The following is a 17,179-nucleotide window of genomic DNA, read 5'->3' as shown; positions in this document are numbered from 1 at the left end:
GCACCGTTGTGTCGCCAGAAAGACTACTTGGTAACCAGCTCTACCGGAGTTTCGATGACGCCGTTGGCGCCGCTATCGACTTTCTCGCCCTTGATGATTTTCAGCGCGGTCTCAATGCCGAACACTGCTTGCCGGGCAGCAAACTGGTCGGCGGTGGCCAGGACACGGCCATCCTTGAGCATTGGCTTGATCGCATTGATGTTGTCGTAACCGACCACTTGCACCTTGCCGGCCTTGCCGGCGGCACGTACGGCAGAGACCGCACCGACCGCCATGCTGTCGTTGCCGGCAAGCAGGGCCTTGATGTTCGGGTATTCGCTGAGCATCGACGAGGCCACTTTGCCGCCCTTGTCGATTTCCCAATCGCCGGACTGCAGGGACACGACTTTGATCTGCGCCGCTTCCATCGCATCCTTGAAGCCGGCAGTGCGCTGCTGGGCGTTGGTGGTGGTGGAAACGCCTTCGATGATGCCGACTTCGTCACCGGCCTTCAGTTGCTTGGCCAGGTATTCACCCACCAGGCGCGCACCTTTGCGGTTGTCCGGGCCTACGAATGGAACGGTGATGTTTTTGCTTTTGACGACAGCCGGGTCCAGCTGGTTATCGATGTTGATCACGGTGATACCGGCATCGACTGCTTTCTTGATGACCGGGACCATGGCCTTGGAGTCTGCCGGAGCGATGACCAGCGCGTTGACCTTGGACAGGATCATTTGCTCGACGATGCGCGTCTGGCCGGCCGTGTCCGTTTCGTCCTTGATGCCGTTGGAGATCAGCTCGAAGTCGCCGGAGTGGTCTTTCTGGTAGGCCTTGGCGCCGTCTTCCATGGTCAGGAAGAACTCGTTGGCCAGGGATTTCATGACCAGCGCGACTTTAGGTTTTTCAGGGGTTGCGGCGAATGCCGAAGAGACAGGCAACGCGGCGGATGCGGCAGCCAGCATAGCGACAGCGAGAAGACGTCCAGCGAATGGCAGCTTCATGGGTTCACTCCGATCTTATGATTATTCTTAGCAACGCTTGCGCTGGATCATCAATGGATCAACCCATCGACGGCGACCGCGCAAACGTTTGCGTAGACCGAACTATGCGAACCCTGCCGAGATTTGTCAACGCCCCGTTCCGTGTCTCGGTTGGCAAAAGCCAACCCCGTTTTGCCTCACGCCGTGGTGTTGACCAGACCGCCGCCGCTGGAATCCTTGGCCAGCTCCTTGACCAGATTGCCGGTCACTTGCGCCAGCGCAGCGCTGGTATTGGCGATTTGCCCCTGGATTGTCATGACTGCGCTGGCCTTGGCTTCCGGGGTCGAATAATTCGCCGCCTGAGCGGCCGCCAGTTGCTGTTGCTGTTCGCGCAGTTGCTGCTGCAGTTCCTGCATGCGCTTGAGCAATACCTGCACCGCAATACTCTGACTGCTGGTTTTCTCGGATTTGCTTTCGCTCTGAGCCGCCGCGCCGCCACCGGTTCTGACCTGCTTGTCGTCGCCCTGCTCTTCGCCCAGCGCCTGGGCCGAGGCGTCGGATGTTGCTTCACTCAAGTCGTTGATGGTCGCCGGGGATTTACCCCCGATAGTGATTGCGCCTGCATTTGCAAAACCGACAGTAAACGACATGTGAACTCCTGAAAAAATAGATCCTTTAAAGGAGCATCGACCTGTGCGGGGTTTTCTTTAGCACCGATTTTCGATTTTGCAAGGCGACCTTCTCAATGAAGGTCGGTGAGCCGAACATAAAAGCTGAACATATTCGGAAACCCGGACAGCCAGGCGCGAAGTATCGCCAGCCACGGCAACAATATTGATAAAAATCATCAGGTTAAAAGATCACCTTCTCCAGCGTCCGACTGGTACAGATCCTGCTCCTCTTCTACACCCCCGGCGTTCAGATCTGCTTGGGGCGCTTCTAGATGAACTTGCATCTGCACCGCCTCACTACTAGAGAAAACAATAATGAAATCTGCCTTCAACACTTTTATTCCGGGCGCCTTGGCCCTGCTTATGCTTCTGCCTACAGCCCTTCAGGCAAAAGAAATCGAAACCCAACAGAAACTGGCGAACGTGGTGATCCTGGCCACCGGCGGCACCATTGCCGGCGCTGGCGCCAGCGCCGCCAACAGCGCCACCTACCAAGCGGCGAAAGTCGGCATCGAACAATTGATCGCAGGAGTTCCGGAACTGAGCCAATTGGCCAACGTTCGCGGCGAACAAGTCATGCAGATCGCATCCGAAAGCATCACCAACGACAACCTGCTGCAACTGGGACGTCGCGTGGCTGAACTGGCCGACAGCAAAGACGTCGATGGCATTGTCATCACCCACGGCACCGACACCCTGGAAGAAACTGCTTACTTCCTGAACCTGGTGGAGAAAACCGACAAGCCGATTATCGTCGTCGGCTCCATGCGCCCTGGCACCGCCATGTCGGCCGACGGCATGCTGAACCTGTACAACGCCGTCGCCGTGGCCAGCAGCAAAGACGCGCGCGGCAAAGGCGTGTTGGTGACCATGAACGATGAAATCCAGTCGGGTCGCGATGTCAGCAAAATGATCAACATCAAGACCGAGGCGTTCAAAAGTGCCTGGGGGCCGTTGGGCATGGTGGTCGAAGGCAAATCCTACTGGTTCCGCCTGCCGGCAAAGCGTCACACCATGGACTCGGAATTCGACATCAAAACCATCAAGAGTCTGCCTGACGTCGAAATTGCCTACTCCTATGGCAACGTCAGCGACACCGCCTACAAAGCCCTTGCGCAGTCGGGCGCCAAAGCCATCATCCACGCCGGCACCGGCAATGGCTCGGTATCGTCCCGCGTGGTTCCCGCCCTGCAGGCCTTGCGCAAAGACGGCGTACAAATCATTCGCTCTTCTCACGTCAATGCCGGCGGTTTCGTGCTGCGTAACGCTGAACAGCCTGACGACAAGTACGACTGGGTTGTTGCTCACGACCTGAACCCGCAAAAAGCCCGCATCCTGGCCATGGTCGCACTGACCAAGACCAACGACAGCAAAGAGCTGCAACGGATGTTCTGGGAGTACTGATTCGCCCGCGCCCGACCCGTTCGCGGTCGGGCACCGCTGTCACCACTCGCCAGTCCTGGCGAGTGGTTCACGATCTCTTTCCGATAAAAAATCTCCCTTCGCCCTACACCAAACGGAAAAAACCACTGTCAGAGGATTTTCTTGAATTTTAAGCAGTTGCGAAAATGCCTACAGTTAAATACTGTATGCACGTACAGCTTAATAAGGATAACTCCGTGGCCACTACCTCCGCCTCTCCTGACGCTTACGAACGCCTGGGTATGCGCATTCAGAAAATCATCAATTCCCCCACCGCCCAGAAAGCCAAAGCAGCACTGATCTTCCGTCTTCCGGACGAACCCGTGGATGAGTGGGAGCGTTTGCTCGAAGAAATCGACGAGAACGACAACGTCACCCTCGCCCATCGCGACGATGGCGGCGTGCAGATTTTCTGGGTTGTGCCGAAGGAAGATTGAGTCAATGAGCGTCCGCTGGTTTGCTTTGCTGTTTCTGCTCATCACCCTTGGCGCCCAGGCTGGCGCCCCACGCACCTTCAACGAAGCCAAGAAAGTCGCCTGGAAGTTGTACGCTCCGCAATCCACCGAGTTCTATTGCGGCTGCAAATACACGGGCGACCGCGTGAACCTCGCCGCCTGTGGTTATGTGCCACGCAAAAACGCCAAGCGCGCCTCGCGCATCGAGTGGGAACACATTGTCCCGGCCTGGCAGATCGGCCATCAGCGTCAGTGCTGGCAACAAGGAGGTCGCAAGAACTGCACGCGCTACGACCCAACCTATCAAAAAGCTGAGGCCGACCTGCACAATCTGGTACCCAGCATCGGCGAGGTAAATGGCGATCGGAGCAATTTCAGTTTCGGCTGGCTACCCGTGCAATCGGGTCAATATGGCTCGTGCCTGACTCAGATCGACTTCAAGGCGAAGAAGGTCATGCCCCGGCCTTCCATTCGCGGCATGATCGCCCGAACCTATTTCTACATGAGCAAGCAGTACGGCTTACGCCTGTCGAAACAGGATCGGCAATTGTACGAAGCCTGGAACAAGACCTACCCGGTTCAGGCATGGGAACGTCAGCGCAACCAGAGCGTGGCGTGCGTGATGGGCCGCGGCAATGAGTTTGTCGGCCCCGTAGACATGAAGGCTTGCGGCTAACCGGCTGCCAGCACTTTCTCCCGGCAGATTGCGCCCCGCACAAACAAAAACGCCCCGACCGAAGTCGGGGCGTTTTCATGTGCGGCTAAGGCTTAGCGCGGGAATGCTGGCGGGTTTACACCGGCCATGTCTTCCATCACGCGAACTACCTGGCAGCTGTAACCGAATTCGTTGTCGTACCAGACGTACAGAACAACGCGGTTGTCGTTGCAGATGGTCGCTTCAGCGTCCACTACGCCTGCGTGGCGCGAGCCCACGAAGTCGGTGGAAACCACTTCCTGCGAGTTGACGAAGTCGATTTGCTTATGCAGATCGGAGTGCAGCGCCATGTAGCGCAGGTACTCGTTCATCTCTTCACGGGTGGTGGCTTTCTCAAGGTTCAGGTTGAGAATGGCCATCGACACGTTTGGCGTCGGAACGCGAATCGCGTTACCGGTCAGCTTGCCGGCCAGTTCAGGCAGCGCCTTGGCGGCAGCAGTGGCAGCACCGGTCTCGGTGATCACCATGTTCAACGCGGCACTACGGCCACGACGATTGCCTTTGTGGAAGTTGTCGATCAGGTTCTGGTCGTTGGTGTACGAGTGAACCGTTTCAACGTGACCGTTGACGATGCCGAACTTGTCGTTGACAGCTTTCAGCACCGGCACGATAGCGTTGGTGGTGCAGGAAGCGGCAGAAACGATCTTGTCGTCAGCGGTGATTTCACCGTGGTTGATACCGTGAACGATGTTCTTCAGCTTGCCTTTGCCAGGCGCGGTCAGAACAACGCGGTCGATACCCGGGCAGGCCAGGTGCTGGCCCAGGCCGTCGGCGTCACGCCATACACCGGTGTTGTCCACCAGCAGCGCGTTTTTGATGCCGTACTGGGTGTAGTCCACTTCAGTCGGGTTCTTCGCGTAGATAACCTGGATCAGGTTGCCGTTGGCGGTGATGGTGTTGTTGGCCTCATCAATGGTGATGGTGCCGTTGAACGAGCCGTGCACCGAATCGCGACGCAGCAGGCTGGCACGCTTGACCAGATCGTTCTCGGCGCCCTTGCGGACAACGATGGCGCGCAGACGCAGGCCGTCGCCACCACCGGTTTTCTCGATCAGGATGCGCGCCAGCAGACGCCCGATACGACCGAAGCCGTACAGGACAACGTCGGTGCCGGTACGGCCGGAACCATTCTGCTTGCCGACCACATCAGCCAGTTCGTCACGGACGAACGCTTCGGCGGTACGGCCATTGCCTTCGGCCTTGAACTTGACGGCCAACTTGCCCAGATCTACCGAAGCAGCGCCGAGCTTGAGCTCGCTCATTGCCTTGAGCAGCGGGAATGTTTCGTGGACGGACAATTCGCTGTCATCGGACTGGCGATGGCGAGCAAAGCGGTGAGCTTTGAGAATCGCGATGACAGACTGGTTGATCAGACTGCGGCCATAGATCGAGCTCACCACGTTGTTATTGCGGTAGAGCTGACCGATAAGCGGAATCATCGCTTCTGCGAGTGCTTCACGGTCGATCCATTCACCAAGACACTGGTCGGGCTTCTGAGTCACGGGAACCTTCCACATGTAGGGGCAGAAAAAAGGGGCTACATTATGCCGCCGAGTGCCTCCCGTAGCAATGCGCGCCTGTCGCACGAGCGGTAACAAAATTCCGTTCAAAAAAATCACGCCCCGCGCCAGCCCAGTAAATACGGGGCTTTCAGCACAGTCAATTTTTCGACGATAACGCCACAGTGTCCGTAACCATCCGTAACACCGAGCGGTTTTGGCACTACATTTCCAGTATTAAATCGCCAGTTTTTGTCATTACCACTACATTTTGCTCACCCTGTGTATATAGACACAGTCTGCAACTGACAGCCGGCACCCGAGACCGTTACAATTACCGACTTTGTCGCAACGCTTGGAGCTCAACCTTCCGTGCCCGTTCTGCGTCTACCGCTTCTCCCTGCCGCGGCAGGTAAACAGCACTGGGGCAACCTGCCCGGTGCCGCCCTGAGCCTGGCCATCGCCGAGGCCGCAAGCGCTGCCAAGCGCTTTACCTTGCTACTGACCGCCGACAGCCAGAGTGCCGAACGGCTGGAACAGGAGCTGAGTTTCTTCGCCCCGGATTTGCCTGTTCTGCACTTCCCCGACTGGGAAACCCTGCCCTACGACCTGTTCTCGCCACACCAGGACATCATCTCGCAACGCATCGCCAGCCTGTATCGGTTGCCGGAGCTGGCGCATGGCGTTCTGGTGGTGCCGATCACCACTGCCCTGCACCGTCTGGCGCCGACCAAATTCCTGCTCGGCAGCAGCCTGGTGCTGGATGTCGGCCAGAAACTCGATGTCGAGCAGATGCGCACCCGGCTTGAGGCCACCGGTTATCGCTACGTCGATACCGTGTACGAGCATGGCGAATTTACTGTGCGTGGCTCGCTGATCGACCTGTTCCCGATGGGCAGCAAGTTGCCTTATCGCATCGACCTGTTCGACGACGAAATCGAGACCCTGCGCACTTTCGACCCGGAAAACCAGCGTTCCATCGACAAGGTCGACTCGGTCAAACTGTTACCGGCCAAGGAATTCCCGCTGCAGAAAGAAGCCGTGACCCGCTTCAAGGCGCGGTTTCGCGAGCGCTTCGATGTCGACTTCCGTCGCTGCCCGATTTTCCAGGATTTGAGCAGCGGGATTACGCCGGCGGGCATCGAGTACTACCTGCCACTGTTCTTCGAGGAAACCTCCACTCTGTTCGATTACCTGCCCCAGGACACGCAAGTGTTTTCCCTGCCGGGCATCGAACAGGCTGCGGAAAATTTCTGGAACGATGTGCGCAACCGCTATGAAGAGCGCCGCGTCGATCCGTCCCGTCCTTTACTGCCACCGGCCGAGTTGTTCCTGCCGGTGGAAGACTGCTTTGCGCGCCTGAAGAGCTGGCCCCGTGTGGTGGCCAGTCAACAAGACGTAGAAACCGGTGTCGGCCGCGAGCGCTTCCCGGCTCAGCCGCTGCCGAACCTGGCCATCGAAGCCAAGGCCACTCAGCCGTTGGCGGCGCTGGCCAGTTTCCTCGACGAATTCCCCGGCCGCGTGCTGTTTACCGCCGAGTCCGCGGGCCGTCGTGAAGTGCTGCTGGAATTGCTCGAACGCTTGAAGCTGCGACCGAAAACCGTCGACAGCTGGCCAGACTTTGTCGCCAGCAAAGAGCGCCTGGCGATCACCATTGCACCGCTCGACGAAGGCCTGTTGCTGGACGACCCAGCGCTGGCACTGGTTGCCGAAAGCCCATTGTTCGGTCAGCGCGTAATGCAGCGCCGTCGTCGCGAAAAACGCGCCGACGCGAACAACGATGCGGTGATCAAAAACCTCACCGAGCTGCGCGAAGGTGCGCCGGTGGTGCACATCGATCATGGTGTCGGCCGCTATCTGGGGCTGACGATCCTGGAAATCGACAACCAGGCCGCCGAGTTCCTGACCCTCGAGTACGCCGAAGGCGCCAAGCTGTACGTGCCGGTGGCCAACCTGCACCTGATCGCCCGCTACACCGGCAGCGACGATGCCTTGGCCCCGCTGCACCGCCTGGGCTCCGAGACCTGGCAGAAAGCCAAGCGCAAAGCCGCCGAACAGGTGCGCGACGTGGCCGCCGAGTTGCTCGACATCTATGCCCGCCGCGCCGCTCGCGAGGGTTATGCCTTCGCCGACCCGAAAGCCGATTACGCGACCTTCAGCGCCGGTTTCCCGTTCGAAGAAACCCCGGACCAGCAAACCACCATCGAAGCGGTGCGCGAAGACATGCTCGCGCCCAAACCGATGGATCGGCTGGTCTGCGGCGACGTCGGCTTCGGCAAGACCGAAGTGGCCATGCGCGCGGCGTTCATCGCGGTGCACGGCGGTCGTCAGGTGGCGATTCTGGTGCCGACCACCCTGCTCGCCCAGCAACACTACAACAGCTTCCGCGACCGCTTTGCCGACTGGCCGGTGACGGTGGAAGTGATGAGCCGTTTCAAGTCGGCCAAGGAAGTGAACGCCGCAGTTGCGGACCTGGCCGAAGGCAAGATCGACATCGTTATCGGCACACACAAGCTGCTGCAAGATGACGTAAAAATCAAAAACCTGGGGCTGGTGATCATCGACGAAGAGCACCGTTTCGGTGTCCGTCAGAAAGAACAGCTCAAGGCACTGCGCAGTGAAGTCGACATCCTGACACTGACCGCAACGCCGATTCCGCGGACGCTGAACATGGCGGTGTCGGGCATGCGCGACCTGTCGATCATCGCCACACCGCCGGCCCGTCGCTTGTCGGTGCGTACCTTCGTCATGGAGCAGAACAAGAGCACGGTCAAAGAGGCCCTGCTGCGTGAGTTGCTACGTGGCGGCCAGGTCTACTACCTGCACAACGATGTGAAGACCATCGAGAAATGCGCCGCCGACCTCGCCGAACTGGTGCCGGAAGCGCGGATCGGCATCGGCCACGGGCAGATGCGCGAACGTGAACTCGAACAGGTGATGAGCGACTTCTATCACAAGCGCTTCAATGTGCTGATCGCCTCGACCATCATCGAGACCGGCATCGACGTGCCGAGCGCCAACACCATCATCATCGAGCGCGCCGACAAGTTCGGCCTGGCCCAGTTGCACCAGTTGCGTGGCCGGGTAGGTCGCAGTCACCACCAGGCGTATGCTTACCTGCTGACACCGCCACGCCAGCAAATCACTCCCGACGCGGAAAAGCGTCTGGAAGCGATCGCCAACACCCAGGACCTCGGCGCGGGCTTCGTGCTCGCCACCAACGACCTGGAAATCCGTGGCGCCGGCGAACTGCTGGGCGACGGCCAGAGCGGGCAGATCCAGGCCGTAGGTTTCACGCTGTACATGGAAATGCTCGAGCGTGCGGTGAAGTCGATCCGCAAGGGCGAACAACCGAACCTCGATCAACCGCTGGGTGGCGGTCCGGAAGTCAATCTGCGTGTACCGGCGTTGATTCCTGAAGACTACCTGCCGGACGTTCATGCTCGACTGATTCTCTACAAACGCATTGCCTCGGCCACCGATGAGGAAGGCCTCAAGGACCTGCAAGTGGAGATGATCGACCGCTTCGGCCTCTTGCCGGAACCGACCAAGAACCTGGTGCGGATCACGGCGCTGAAATTGCAAGCCGAACAGCTGGGCATCAAGAAAGTCGACGGCGGCCCGCAAGGCGGTCGGATCGAATTCGCGGCACAGACCCCGGTCGACCCGCTGACACTGATCAAACTGATCCAGAGCCAGCCCAAACGCTACAAATTCGAAGGCGCCACGATGTTCAAGTTCCTCGTGCCGATGGAGCGCCCCGAAGAACGCTTTAATACTGTAGAGGCGCTATTCGAGCGCCTCATTCCGACCACTGCTTGAAGGACGCCGCATGCGCCTGTTTCGCTCACTGACCTTGCTGATGACGTTGTTGATGTCGCTGCTCGCCTCGACCGCGTTTGCCGCTGATCTGTATCAGGTTGAAATGATTCTGGTACGGCAAAACGCCGTGCCTGCCATCGTCAGCCGCGCCGCGCCAGAAGACTGGGCTGCCGGTGCCCAACGCATCAGCCCCGACAGCTTTCGCACGCCAAGCCTGAATGCCGAAGTGGAAAAACTCACTGCCAGCAACGAGTACACGGTGTTGCTGCACAAGGCCTGGCAACAGAACCTGGGTGAAGAAGCCAGCAAAATCGCGATCAGCGAAGGCAAGGAACAGTTCGGCCAATTCCCGATCGAGGGCACGTTGAACCTGAAACTGGGGCGTTTCACTGACGTCGACGCCGACTTCTGGGTCAATCAGATTGACGCCAACGGCATGGTCACCGCCAGCGAACGCCTGAAGCAGGAAAGCCACACCAAGAACGGCCTGCTGAACTTCCTCGACAATGGTCACCTGGGCCTGTTGATCAAAATCACCTCGCTGACCGCCCCTGCACCTCGGCCAGTCCCTGATGAAATTCCGGACTGATTGAAGCCCTTATGTCCTCCGCGACCCTGAGCAAACCCCTGGCAACATCCTGGGTCAGCCGATTCAAGGAACAGAGCCTGGAGCGTGGCCGCCGCTACGCACTGGAGAACCGCGTCAGGATCGTCGAAGTCGGCGACGCCACCATCACCGCCAGTTGCGAAGGCTCTGGCGGTAACGTTTACCGTCAGACCATTCGCCTGCGCGAGTCGGCCAAAGGCACCTTGCTGATGATCGACGCCACGTGCACCTGCCCGGTTCACAGCAACTGCAAACATTGCGCAGCGGTGTTGCTGCAAGTGCAGGAAACCCTCGCGTATCCGGCAGCCGCGAAAGACGCCGAACTGCTGGAAAAACTTCAGGCCGTATTGGAAAACCGTAGCCCGAAAGCGCCGCCGCAAGTGCTGGTGGACAACGTGCAACCGGTGCCGCGCCTGTGGCTGGCGAGCATCGAGTTCAGCGCCTTCGAACCGCGCAACGGAAAAATGCAGCGTTACATTCAGCATCGCGCGGCGCTGTCCTTCAGCTATCTGGACGAATACGTCAGCGGACAGAAAAACGCTGACATCCTGATTCGTCAGGAGACGCAGACGCTGCGGATAAAACGTCACCCGGAAGTCGAACAGACCTACAGGGAGCAGCTGCGGATCCTCGGTTTCAAAGTCGCCACCCGACAAAGCAAGGCCTTGCCGGAAAGTGCCGGCGAACTCTACGAGATGGTCAACGACAGCGCCTGGCTGACCTTCACCCTCAATGAGCTGCCGAAGTTGCGCACCCAAGGCTGGGAGTTGCAGATCGACGAGGATTTCGGCTTCGACCTGACTGCCGTGGACGATTGGTACGCCACCGTTGAGCAGGCGCCGGAACGCGACTGGTTCGACCTGGAACTGGGGATCATCGTCAACGGCGAGCGCCTGAGCCTGCTGCCGATCCTGTTGAACCTGATGCGCTCCCACACCGAAATCCTCAACCCGGAACGGCTCGCCCGACGTCGCGACGACGAACTGATCCTGGTGAACATCCCACAACGTCGCAGCACCGACCAGGGCCCGTTGCAGGTCGCCCTGCCCTTCGGCCGCCTGAAACCAGTGCTGGCCACCCTTGGCGAGTTTTACCTGCAAGAGCCCGGCGAAACCACGCTGCGCCTGAGCAAGGCCGACGCCACGCGACTGAACCCGCTGGAAGGCCTGCCGCTGCTCTGGGAAGGTGGCGAGCAGATCCGCACCTTTGCCCAGCGCCTGCGCGACATCAAGGACCACACCGCCGCAGCGCCCGAAGGCTTGAATGCCACCTTGCGTCCGTATCAGCTGGAAGGCCTGAGCTGGATGCAGTCGTTGCGACAACTGGAAGTCGGCGGGATTCTCGCGGACGACATGGGCCTGGGCAAAACCCTACAGACCCTGGCACACATTCTCAGCGAGAAGAATGCCGGGCGCCTCGATCGGCCGTGCATGGTGGTCATGCCCACCAGCCTGATTCCGAACTGGCTCGACGAAGCGGCGCATTTCACGCCCCAGCTCAAAGTGCTGGCGCTGTACGGCGTCAGTCGCAAAAAGCATTTCGATAACCTGGCCGATTACGACCTGATCCTGACCACCTATGCACTGCTGCCCAAGGACGTCGAACGTCTGGCCGCGCAGCCGTTGCACGTACTGGTGCTGGATGAAGCGCAGTACATCAAGAACCCCAACAGCAAGGCCGCCCATGCGGCCCGTGAGCTGAATGCTCGCCAGCGTTTGTGCCTGAGTGGCACGCCGCTAGAAAACCACTTGGGCGAGCTGTGGTCGCTGTTCCACTTCCTGCTGCCGGGTTGGCTCGGTGATGTGAAAAGCTTCAACCGCGATTACCGCGTACCGATAGAAAAGCGTGCCAGTGAAGTACGACTTCAACACCTGAACGGTCGGATCAAACCGTTCCTGCTGCGCCGGACCAAGGAACAAGTGGCCACCGAACTGCCGCCGAAAACCGAAATCGTCCATTGGGTCGAGCTCAACGAAGCCCAGCGCGATGTGTACGAAACCATGCGCCTGGCCATGGACAAAAAAGTCCGCGACGAGATCACCCGCAAAGGCGTGGCACGCAGCCAGATCATCATTCTTGAGGCACTGCTGAAGCTGCGTCAGGTGTGCTGTGATTTGCGCCTGGTCAACGATGCTGCCCTGCCCGCTCGCGGCAGCACCTCCGGCAAACTCGATAGCCTGATGGAAATGCTTGAAGAGCTGTTCGAGGAAGGTCGGCGGATTCTGCTGTTCTCGCAGTTCACCTCAATGTTGTCGCTGATCGAGGACGAGCTGAACAAACGCGGCGTGGCGTACGCGATCCTGACCGGCCAGACCCGTGACCGACGCACGCCAGTCAAGGAATTCCAGAGCGGCAAGCGTCAGATCTTTCTGATCAGTTTGAAGGCTGGCGGTGTGGGCCTGAACCTGACCGAAGCCGATACGGTGATTCACTACGACCCTTGGTGGAACCCGGCGACGGAAAATCAGGCGACGGATCGTGCGTATCGCATTGGTCAGGAGAAGCCGGTGTTCGTCTACAAGATGATTGCCAGGGGCACGGTAGAAGAGAAGATTCAGCATCTGCAGAAGGAAAAATCCGATCTGGCCGCAGGCGTGCTGGATGGACGCAAGACCGGGGACTGGAAGTTGCAGAGCGATGATATCGAGGCGTTGTTTGCGCCGTTGCCGGAAAAAATCGATAAGTAGCAGGGATAGTCAGATCGTCGTTGCGAGCAAGCTTGCCCCCACAGGGTGAGCATCAATCCTGCGGGAAACTTGCTCGCGAAAGCGGCTTTCTGAAATCGGACATGTCCTCCTGCAGGCGCGAGGCTTGCCCGCGAAGGCGGTGTGTCAGTCAATGTCGATGTTGAATGTGGTGACGCCTTCGCAGGACAGCAAAACCTTGGTATTGATGACAGAATTTACGATAAGTAGGACTCGCGTTGGGACTCGATCAGGGTCAGAGCGGCCTCCCAGGCCAGGTCGATGATGTTGTCCTGTTCATCGCGATCAAACTGCTCGGCGGTGTGCGCACAGACTTCCGGAGACGGGTAATGCAGCGCCGAACCACCGGCCAGCGCCTGAACCTGTGCCTGACAGGCACGCTCCAGGAAGTGAATTTCCTGAAATGCCTGGGCCACGCCGGAGCCACCGACCAGCAGTCCGTGATTACGCAGGATCATCGCCCGATGCGGCCCCAGATCGGCAATCAGACGCTCTCGCTCATCCAGCGAAAGGGCAATGCCTTCATAGGTGTGATACGCCAACTTGCCGTAAAACTTCAACGCGTGCTGACTGATCGGCAACAAGCCGTGCTTCTGCGCTGCGACGGCCATGCCGGCGGCGGTGTGGGTATGGATCACACAATTCAGGTCAGGGCGAGCCATGTGGATTGCCGAGTGGATCACAAAGCCTGCGGCATTGACCCGATGACCTTTGTAGGCCGGATCGACCACTCGCCCTTCCTGATCGATGCGCACCAGATCCGAGGCGCGCATGCGGTCGAAAATAACCCCGTAGCGGTTGATCAGAAAGTGATGCTCAGGCCCTGGAATCCGCAGGGTAATGTGGGTGTCGATCAGGTCGGTCATGCGAAAGTGCGCGACCAGGCGATACAGCGCGGCCAGTTCGCAACGGGCTTGCCATTCAACCGTGCCGATGTGTTCAGGTTTACTCACGAATACACCTCTTTAGCAGCGCACTCTGTGGCGCTTGTGGGCTTTATCGCTGCCATGACAGGATTAGTCAATTTTCATAATCTTATATTTACTATTAGTACTGCTACTACATGGAATCCTTATGCCCTCCACTTCGAACCCGTGGGTTGGTCGCCGCTTTCTGAATGACCGTCTCGACTGGAACCTGCTGCGCACTTATCTGGTGATCGGTCAGGAAGGCAGCATGAGTCGGGCCGCCGCGCGGCTGCACATCACCCAGTCGGCGGTCAGCCAGGCTTTGAAGCGTCTGGAAGAACAACTGGAATGTGTGTTGATCGCCCGCAGTGGAAGGCGGTTCGATCTGACGGAAACCGGGGAAGAAGTCCTGCGCATTGCAACGGACATTTACGGCGATATTTCGCGCCTGGGAACGGTGCTGGAGAGTCGGCACGACGACGTGGTCGGCAAGATCCGCATCCTCACCGTCAGCGGCGTGCAAGCACGACACTACGATGAGTTCCTCGCCGACTTCCATGAAACCCACCCGAAAGTCGAGCTGGAAGTTGAGGTGATGGGCAGTTCGAACATCATCAGTTCGTTGCTGCAAAAGACCGCGACCATTGGCGTCGGATTATGCCGTTTACCGCAGCCGCGACTGGAACAGAGGGTATTGTTTCGCGAGCGTTATGCGTACTTTTGCGGGCAGCGTCATCGACTTTTCGGACAAGAGAATCTGACCCTTGAACAGCTCGCTGCAGAGAACTTCGTCAGCTTCACCAGCGATCAGCTCGGCGGCAATCTTTCACCCCTGACCCTGTTTCGCGAACAGCAAGGCTTTACCGGCAAGATCGTTGCGTCATCCACCAGTTTCGAAGAGATTTACCGCTTGATCTGCGCAGGGTTTGGTATTGGGTGTTTGCCGACTCATCTGGTGCGCAGGGATGTCGAGCAAGGTTTGCTCTGGCGTTTGCCGCCGGAAGACGGCGTGGTGGATTTCGATATCCAGCTGTTGTGGAATCGTGAGCAGAAGATGAATCAGGCCGAAACCGTGTTCCTGGAAAGCTTCCAGCACATGCTCAGCATTCGTGAGCCTGTGCTGTGAAACCTTGATCCTTAAACGTGAGGGTCGCCCGGGGCTTTGCTCGGCGCGGCGTATTGCGGCTTCAGGTGGCCGTCCTGATCAAGTAGCCAGGCATCCATGATCTGCCGCACCACAGGGCCGGCGACGCGACCACCGGCCTCGCCGTTTTCGATCATCACCGAGATGACAATCTGCGGATGTTCGGCCGGAGCAAATCCGACGAACAAGGCGTTGTCGCGGTTGCGCTCCAGGGTTTTCGCCCGGTTGTAGCGTTCACCCTGCTTGATCGCCACCACTTGCGCGGTGCCACTTTTGCCGGCGATGCGGTACTGCGCGCCCTGCGCCGCCGCTCGGGCAATCCCGCGGGCGTCATGCATCACCATCTGCATGCCGTGGTTGACCTGCTCCCAGTCACGCGGATCCTTGAGCAGGATGTTCGGCATCGGATGCTCGTCCACCGGCGCGACGCCATCCACGGTCCTGGCCAGGTGCGGCCGGTTCCATACACCTTTGTTGGCGATCAGCGCGGTGGCCTGTGCCAGCTGCAGAGGAGTAACCTGCATGTAGCCCTGGCCAATGCCGAGGATCACTGTCTCGCCGGGGAACCACGCCTGTCGCCGCGTGGCGCGCTTCCAGGCCTGAGACGGCATCAACCCGGGAGACTCTTCGAACATGTCCAGCGAGACCTTCTCGCCAAGGCCGAACATCGCCATGTAGTCGTGCAGACGATCGATGCCCAGCTTGTGGGCCAGATCGTAGAAGTAGGTGTCGTTGGAGCGCATGATCGCCGTGTCCATGTTCACCCAGCCATCACCACTGTGATTCCAGTTACGGTACTTATGATCGAAATCCGGTAACTGGTAATAGCCCGGATCGAAGACGCGGGTCTGCGGGGTTACGACTCCGGCGTCGAGGCCGGCGATCGCCACTTCCGGCTTGATGGTCGAGCCAGGTGCGTAGAGCCCGCGCAGCACGCGGTTGAACAGCGGCCGGTCGATGGAGTCGTGCAGTGCCGCGTATTCCTTGAAGCTGATGCCCGTCACAAACAAGTTCGGGTCGAAGCTTGGCTTGCTGACCATGGCCAATACTTCGCCGGTCGATGGATCGAGAGCGACCACCGAGCCACGCCGATCGCCCAATGCCTCCTCGGCGGCTTCCTGAAGTTTGACGTCGAGGCTCAGGACGATGTTTTTGCCGGGGATCGGGTCGGTGTGCTTGAGCACTCGCAGCACGCGGCCCTGGGCATTGGTTTCGACTTCTTCGTAACCCACATGGCCGTGCAATTCTGATTCGTAGAATTTCTCGATACCGGTTTTGCCAATGGATTGGGTGCCACGGTATTCCACCGTGTCCAGGGCTTTGGATTCTTTTTCGTTAATGCGACCGACGTAGCCGATCGAATGCGCAAAGTGCGCGCCCATGGGGTAGTGGCGAACGAACTGCGGCTCTACATCGATTCCAGGCAGACGGAACTCGTTGACCGCGAGTACGGCGATCTGTTCTTCGCTGAGCTCATAGAACAGCGTGACCGGGACGAAGGGGTGCCTGGCCTGCTTCATCGCCTTGTCGAACAGTGTACGGTCCTCGGCCGGCAGGTGCAGGAGGTTGACCACTTCATCCAGCTCGCGTTTGACATCGGAAGCGCGTTCGCGGGTGATGGTCAGGTTAAAGCTGGGTCGGTTGTCTGCCAGGACCACACCATTGCGGTCGTAGATCAGCCCACGAGTTGGAGTGATCGGCAGGACATGGACGCGGTTGTTTTCGGAGATTGTCGAGTGATAGTCGAACTCGACAACCTGCAGGACGTACATGCGCACCACCAGCGCGCAAGTAATGGCGGCGACGAACAAGGCGCAGGCCATCAGTCTTTTGTTGACCAGGAGCGTCTCTTTCTCGTGGTCCTTGATTGGTATCGGTTCGGGCATTTCTGCAGCAACTCTTTGACTATAAACGGGAGTACCGATCCGTAGGCTTGCAGTCAGTCCGTTGAAACGAGCTGCACCATACCAAAAACGGCGTGGTTTTTAGCGCGCTCTGCCGAAGTTTCACGAACGATGCGACCATTACCAGGGATGGCCATCCGCTAGCCCTCTGTTGCCAAAGCACTTTCCTACGGGCAAAACAAAACCCCTACCTGCATACGCAGATAGGGGTTTCGGAATTTAATCTTGACGATGACCTACTCTCACATGGGGAAACCCCACACTACCATCGGCGATGCATCGTTTCACTTCTGAGTTCGGGATGGGATCAGGTGGTTCCAATGCTCTATGGTCGTCAAGAAATTCGGGTACCGAACCGTCTTTCGACG

The 17,179-nt window shown here is 58.7% G+C and carries 12 protein-coding genes and 1 rRNA gene; 7 read left to right on the top strand and 6 right to left on the bottom strand.

The window, feature by feature from the left end; all coding sequences use genetic code 11:
* Positions 1-23 precede the first annotated feature (23 nt).
* Both F475_RS29250 and F475_RS29245 read right to left on the bottom strand, forming a co-directional pair.
* Positions 24-980 (bottom strand): sugar ABC transporter substrate-binding protein, encoded by a 957-nt coding sequence (locus tag F475_RS29250; RefSeq protein ID WP_019582837.1) that lies wholly within the window; start codon positions 978-980, stop codon positions 24-26.
* Positions 981-1,156: 176 nt separating this feature from the next.
* Positions 1,157-1,609: a hypothetical protein gene (locus F475_RS29245; RefSeq protein WP_111455368.1), complete on the bottom strand. Its 453-nt coding sequence runs from the start codon at positions 1,607-1,609 to the stop codon at positions 1,157-1,159.
* Between the two features lie 336 nt (positions 1,610-1,945).
* On the opposite strand from F475_RS29245, the gene F475_RS29240 reads away from it, so the two are divergent.
* The 3 genes from F475_RS29240 to F475_RS29230 all read left to right on the top strand — a co-directional run bounded on the left by F475_RS29240 (position 1,946) and on the right by F475_RS29230 (position 4,183).
* Positions 1,946-3,034 (top strand): asparaginase, encoded by a 1,089-nt coding sequence (locus tag F475_RS29240; RefSeq protein ID WP_018930289.1) that lies wholly within the window; start codon positions 1,946-1,948, stop codon positions 3,032-3,034.
* Positions 3,035-3,198: 164 nt separating this feature from the next.
* Positions 3,199-3,489, top strand: coding sequence for a DUF1654 domain-containing protein (locus tag F475_RS29235; RefSeq protein WP_064616810.1), 291 nt, complete (start codon positions 3,199-3,201; stop codon positions 3,487-3,489).
* Positions 3,490-3,493: 4 nt separating this feature from the next.
* The gene (locus F475_RS29230; protein WP_111455367.1) at positions 3,494-4,183 is read left to right on the top strand and encodes an endonuclease; all 690 of its coding nucleotides are present in this window, start codon (positions 3,494-3,496) and stop codon (positions 4,181-4,183) included.
* A 92-nt stretch (positions 4,184-4,275) separates the two neighbouring features.
* Here the strand turns inward: F475_RS29230 and F475_RS29225 are convergent, their stop codons facing one another.
* A complete protein-coding gene (locus F475_RS29225) occupies positions 4,276-5,739 on the bottom strand; it encodes a glyceraldehyde-3-phosphate dehydrogenase (protein WP_026286742.1) in 1,464 nt (487 codons plus the stop codon).
* A gap of 354 nt (positions 5,740-6,093) precedes the next feature.
* On the opposite strand from F475_RS29225, the gene mfd reads away from it, so the two are divergent.
* From mfd to F475_RS29210, 3 genes are read left to right on the top strand one after another with little or no spacing between them, the layout of a single operon-like run.
* Entirely contained in the window at positions 6,094-9,543 is a 3,450-nt protein-coding gene (mfd, locus tag F475_RS29220) for a transcription-repair coupling factor (protein WP_018930293.1), read from the top strand.
* A gap of 10 nt (positions 9,544-9,553) precedes the next feature.
* The gene (locus tag F475_RS29215; RefSeq protein ID WP_018930294.1) at positions 9,554-10,132 is read left to right on the top strand and encodes a CsiV family protein; all 579 of its coding nucleotides are present in this window, start codon (positions 9,554-9,556) and stop codon (positions 10,130-10,132) included.
* A gap of 11 nt (positions 10,133-10,143) precedes the next feature.
* Positions 10,144-12,837, top strand: coding sequence for a DEAD/DEAH box helicase (locus F475_RS29210; protein WP_111455366.1), 2,694 nt, complete (start codon positions 10,144-10,146; stop codon positions 12,835-12,837).
* A 215-nt stretch (positions 12,838-13,052) separates the two neighbouring features.
* Here the strand turns inward: F475_RS29210 and F475_RS29205 are convergent, their stop codons facing one another.
* The gene (locus F475_RS29205) at positions 13,053-13,808 is read right to left on the bottom strand and encodes a class II aldolase/adducin family protein (protein ID WP_064616808.1); all 756 of its coding nucleotides are present in this window, start codon (positions 13,806-13,808) and stop codon (positions 13,053-13,055) included.
* A 121-nt stretch (positions 13,809-13,929) separates the two neighbouring features.
* On the opposite strand from F475_RS29205, the gene F475_RS29200 reads away from it, so the two are divergent.
* Complete coding sequence (locus tag F475_RS29200) at positions 13,930-14,889, top strand: LysR family transcriptional regulator (RefSeq protein ID WP_111455365.1); 960 nt, start codon at positions 13,930-13,932, stop codon at positions 14,887-14,889.
* Between the two features lie 11 nt (positions 14,890-14,900).
* On the opposite strand, the gene mrdA is transcribed toward F475_RS29200, so the two are convergent.
* Together mrdA and rrf are read right to left on the bottom strand one after the other, a co-directional pair.
* The gene (gene mrdA / locus F475_RS29195; RefSeq protein ID WP_111455364.1) at positions 14,901-16,793 is read right to left on the bottom strand and encodes a penicillin-binding protein 2; all 1,893 of its coding nucleotides are present in this window, start codon (positions 16,791-16,793) and stop codon (positions 14,901-14,903) included.
* A gap of 241 nt (positions 16,794-17,034) precedes the next feature.
* Positions 17,035-17,150, bottom strand: a 5S ribosomal RNA gene (gene rrf / locus F475_RS29190).
* Between the last annotated feature and the right edge of the window lie 29 nt (positions 17,151-17,179).

Origin of the sequence: Pseudomonas sp. URMO17WK12:I6 (assembly GCF_003253625.1) — a bacterium.
Lineage (GTDB): Bacteria > Pseudomonadota > Gammaproteobacteria > Pseudomonadales > Pseudomonadaceae > Aquipseudomonas.
The sequence above is the reverse complement of the archived record's forward strand: the minus strand, read 5'-3'. Positions and strand labels throughout refer to the sequence as shown.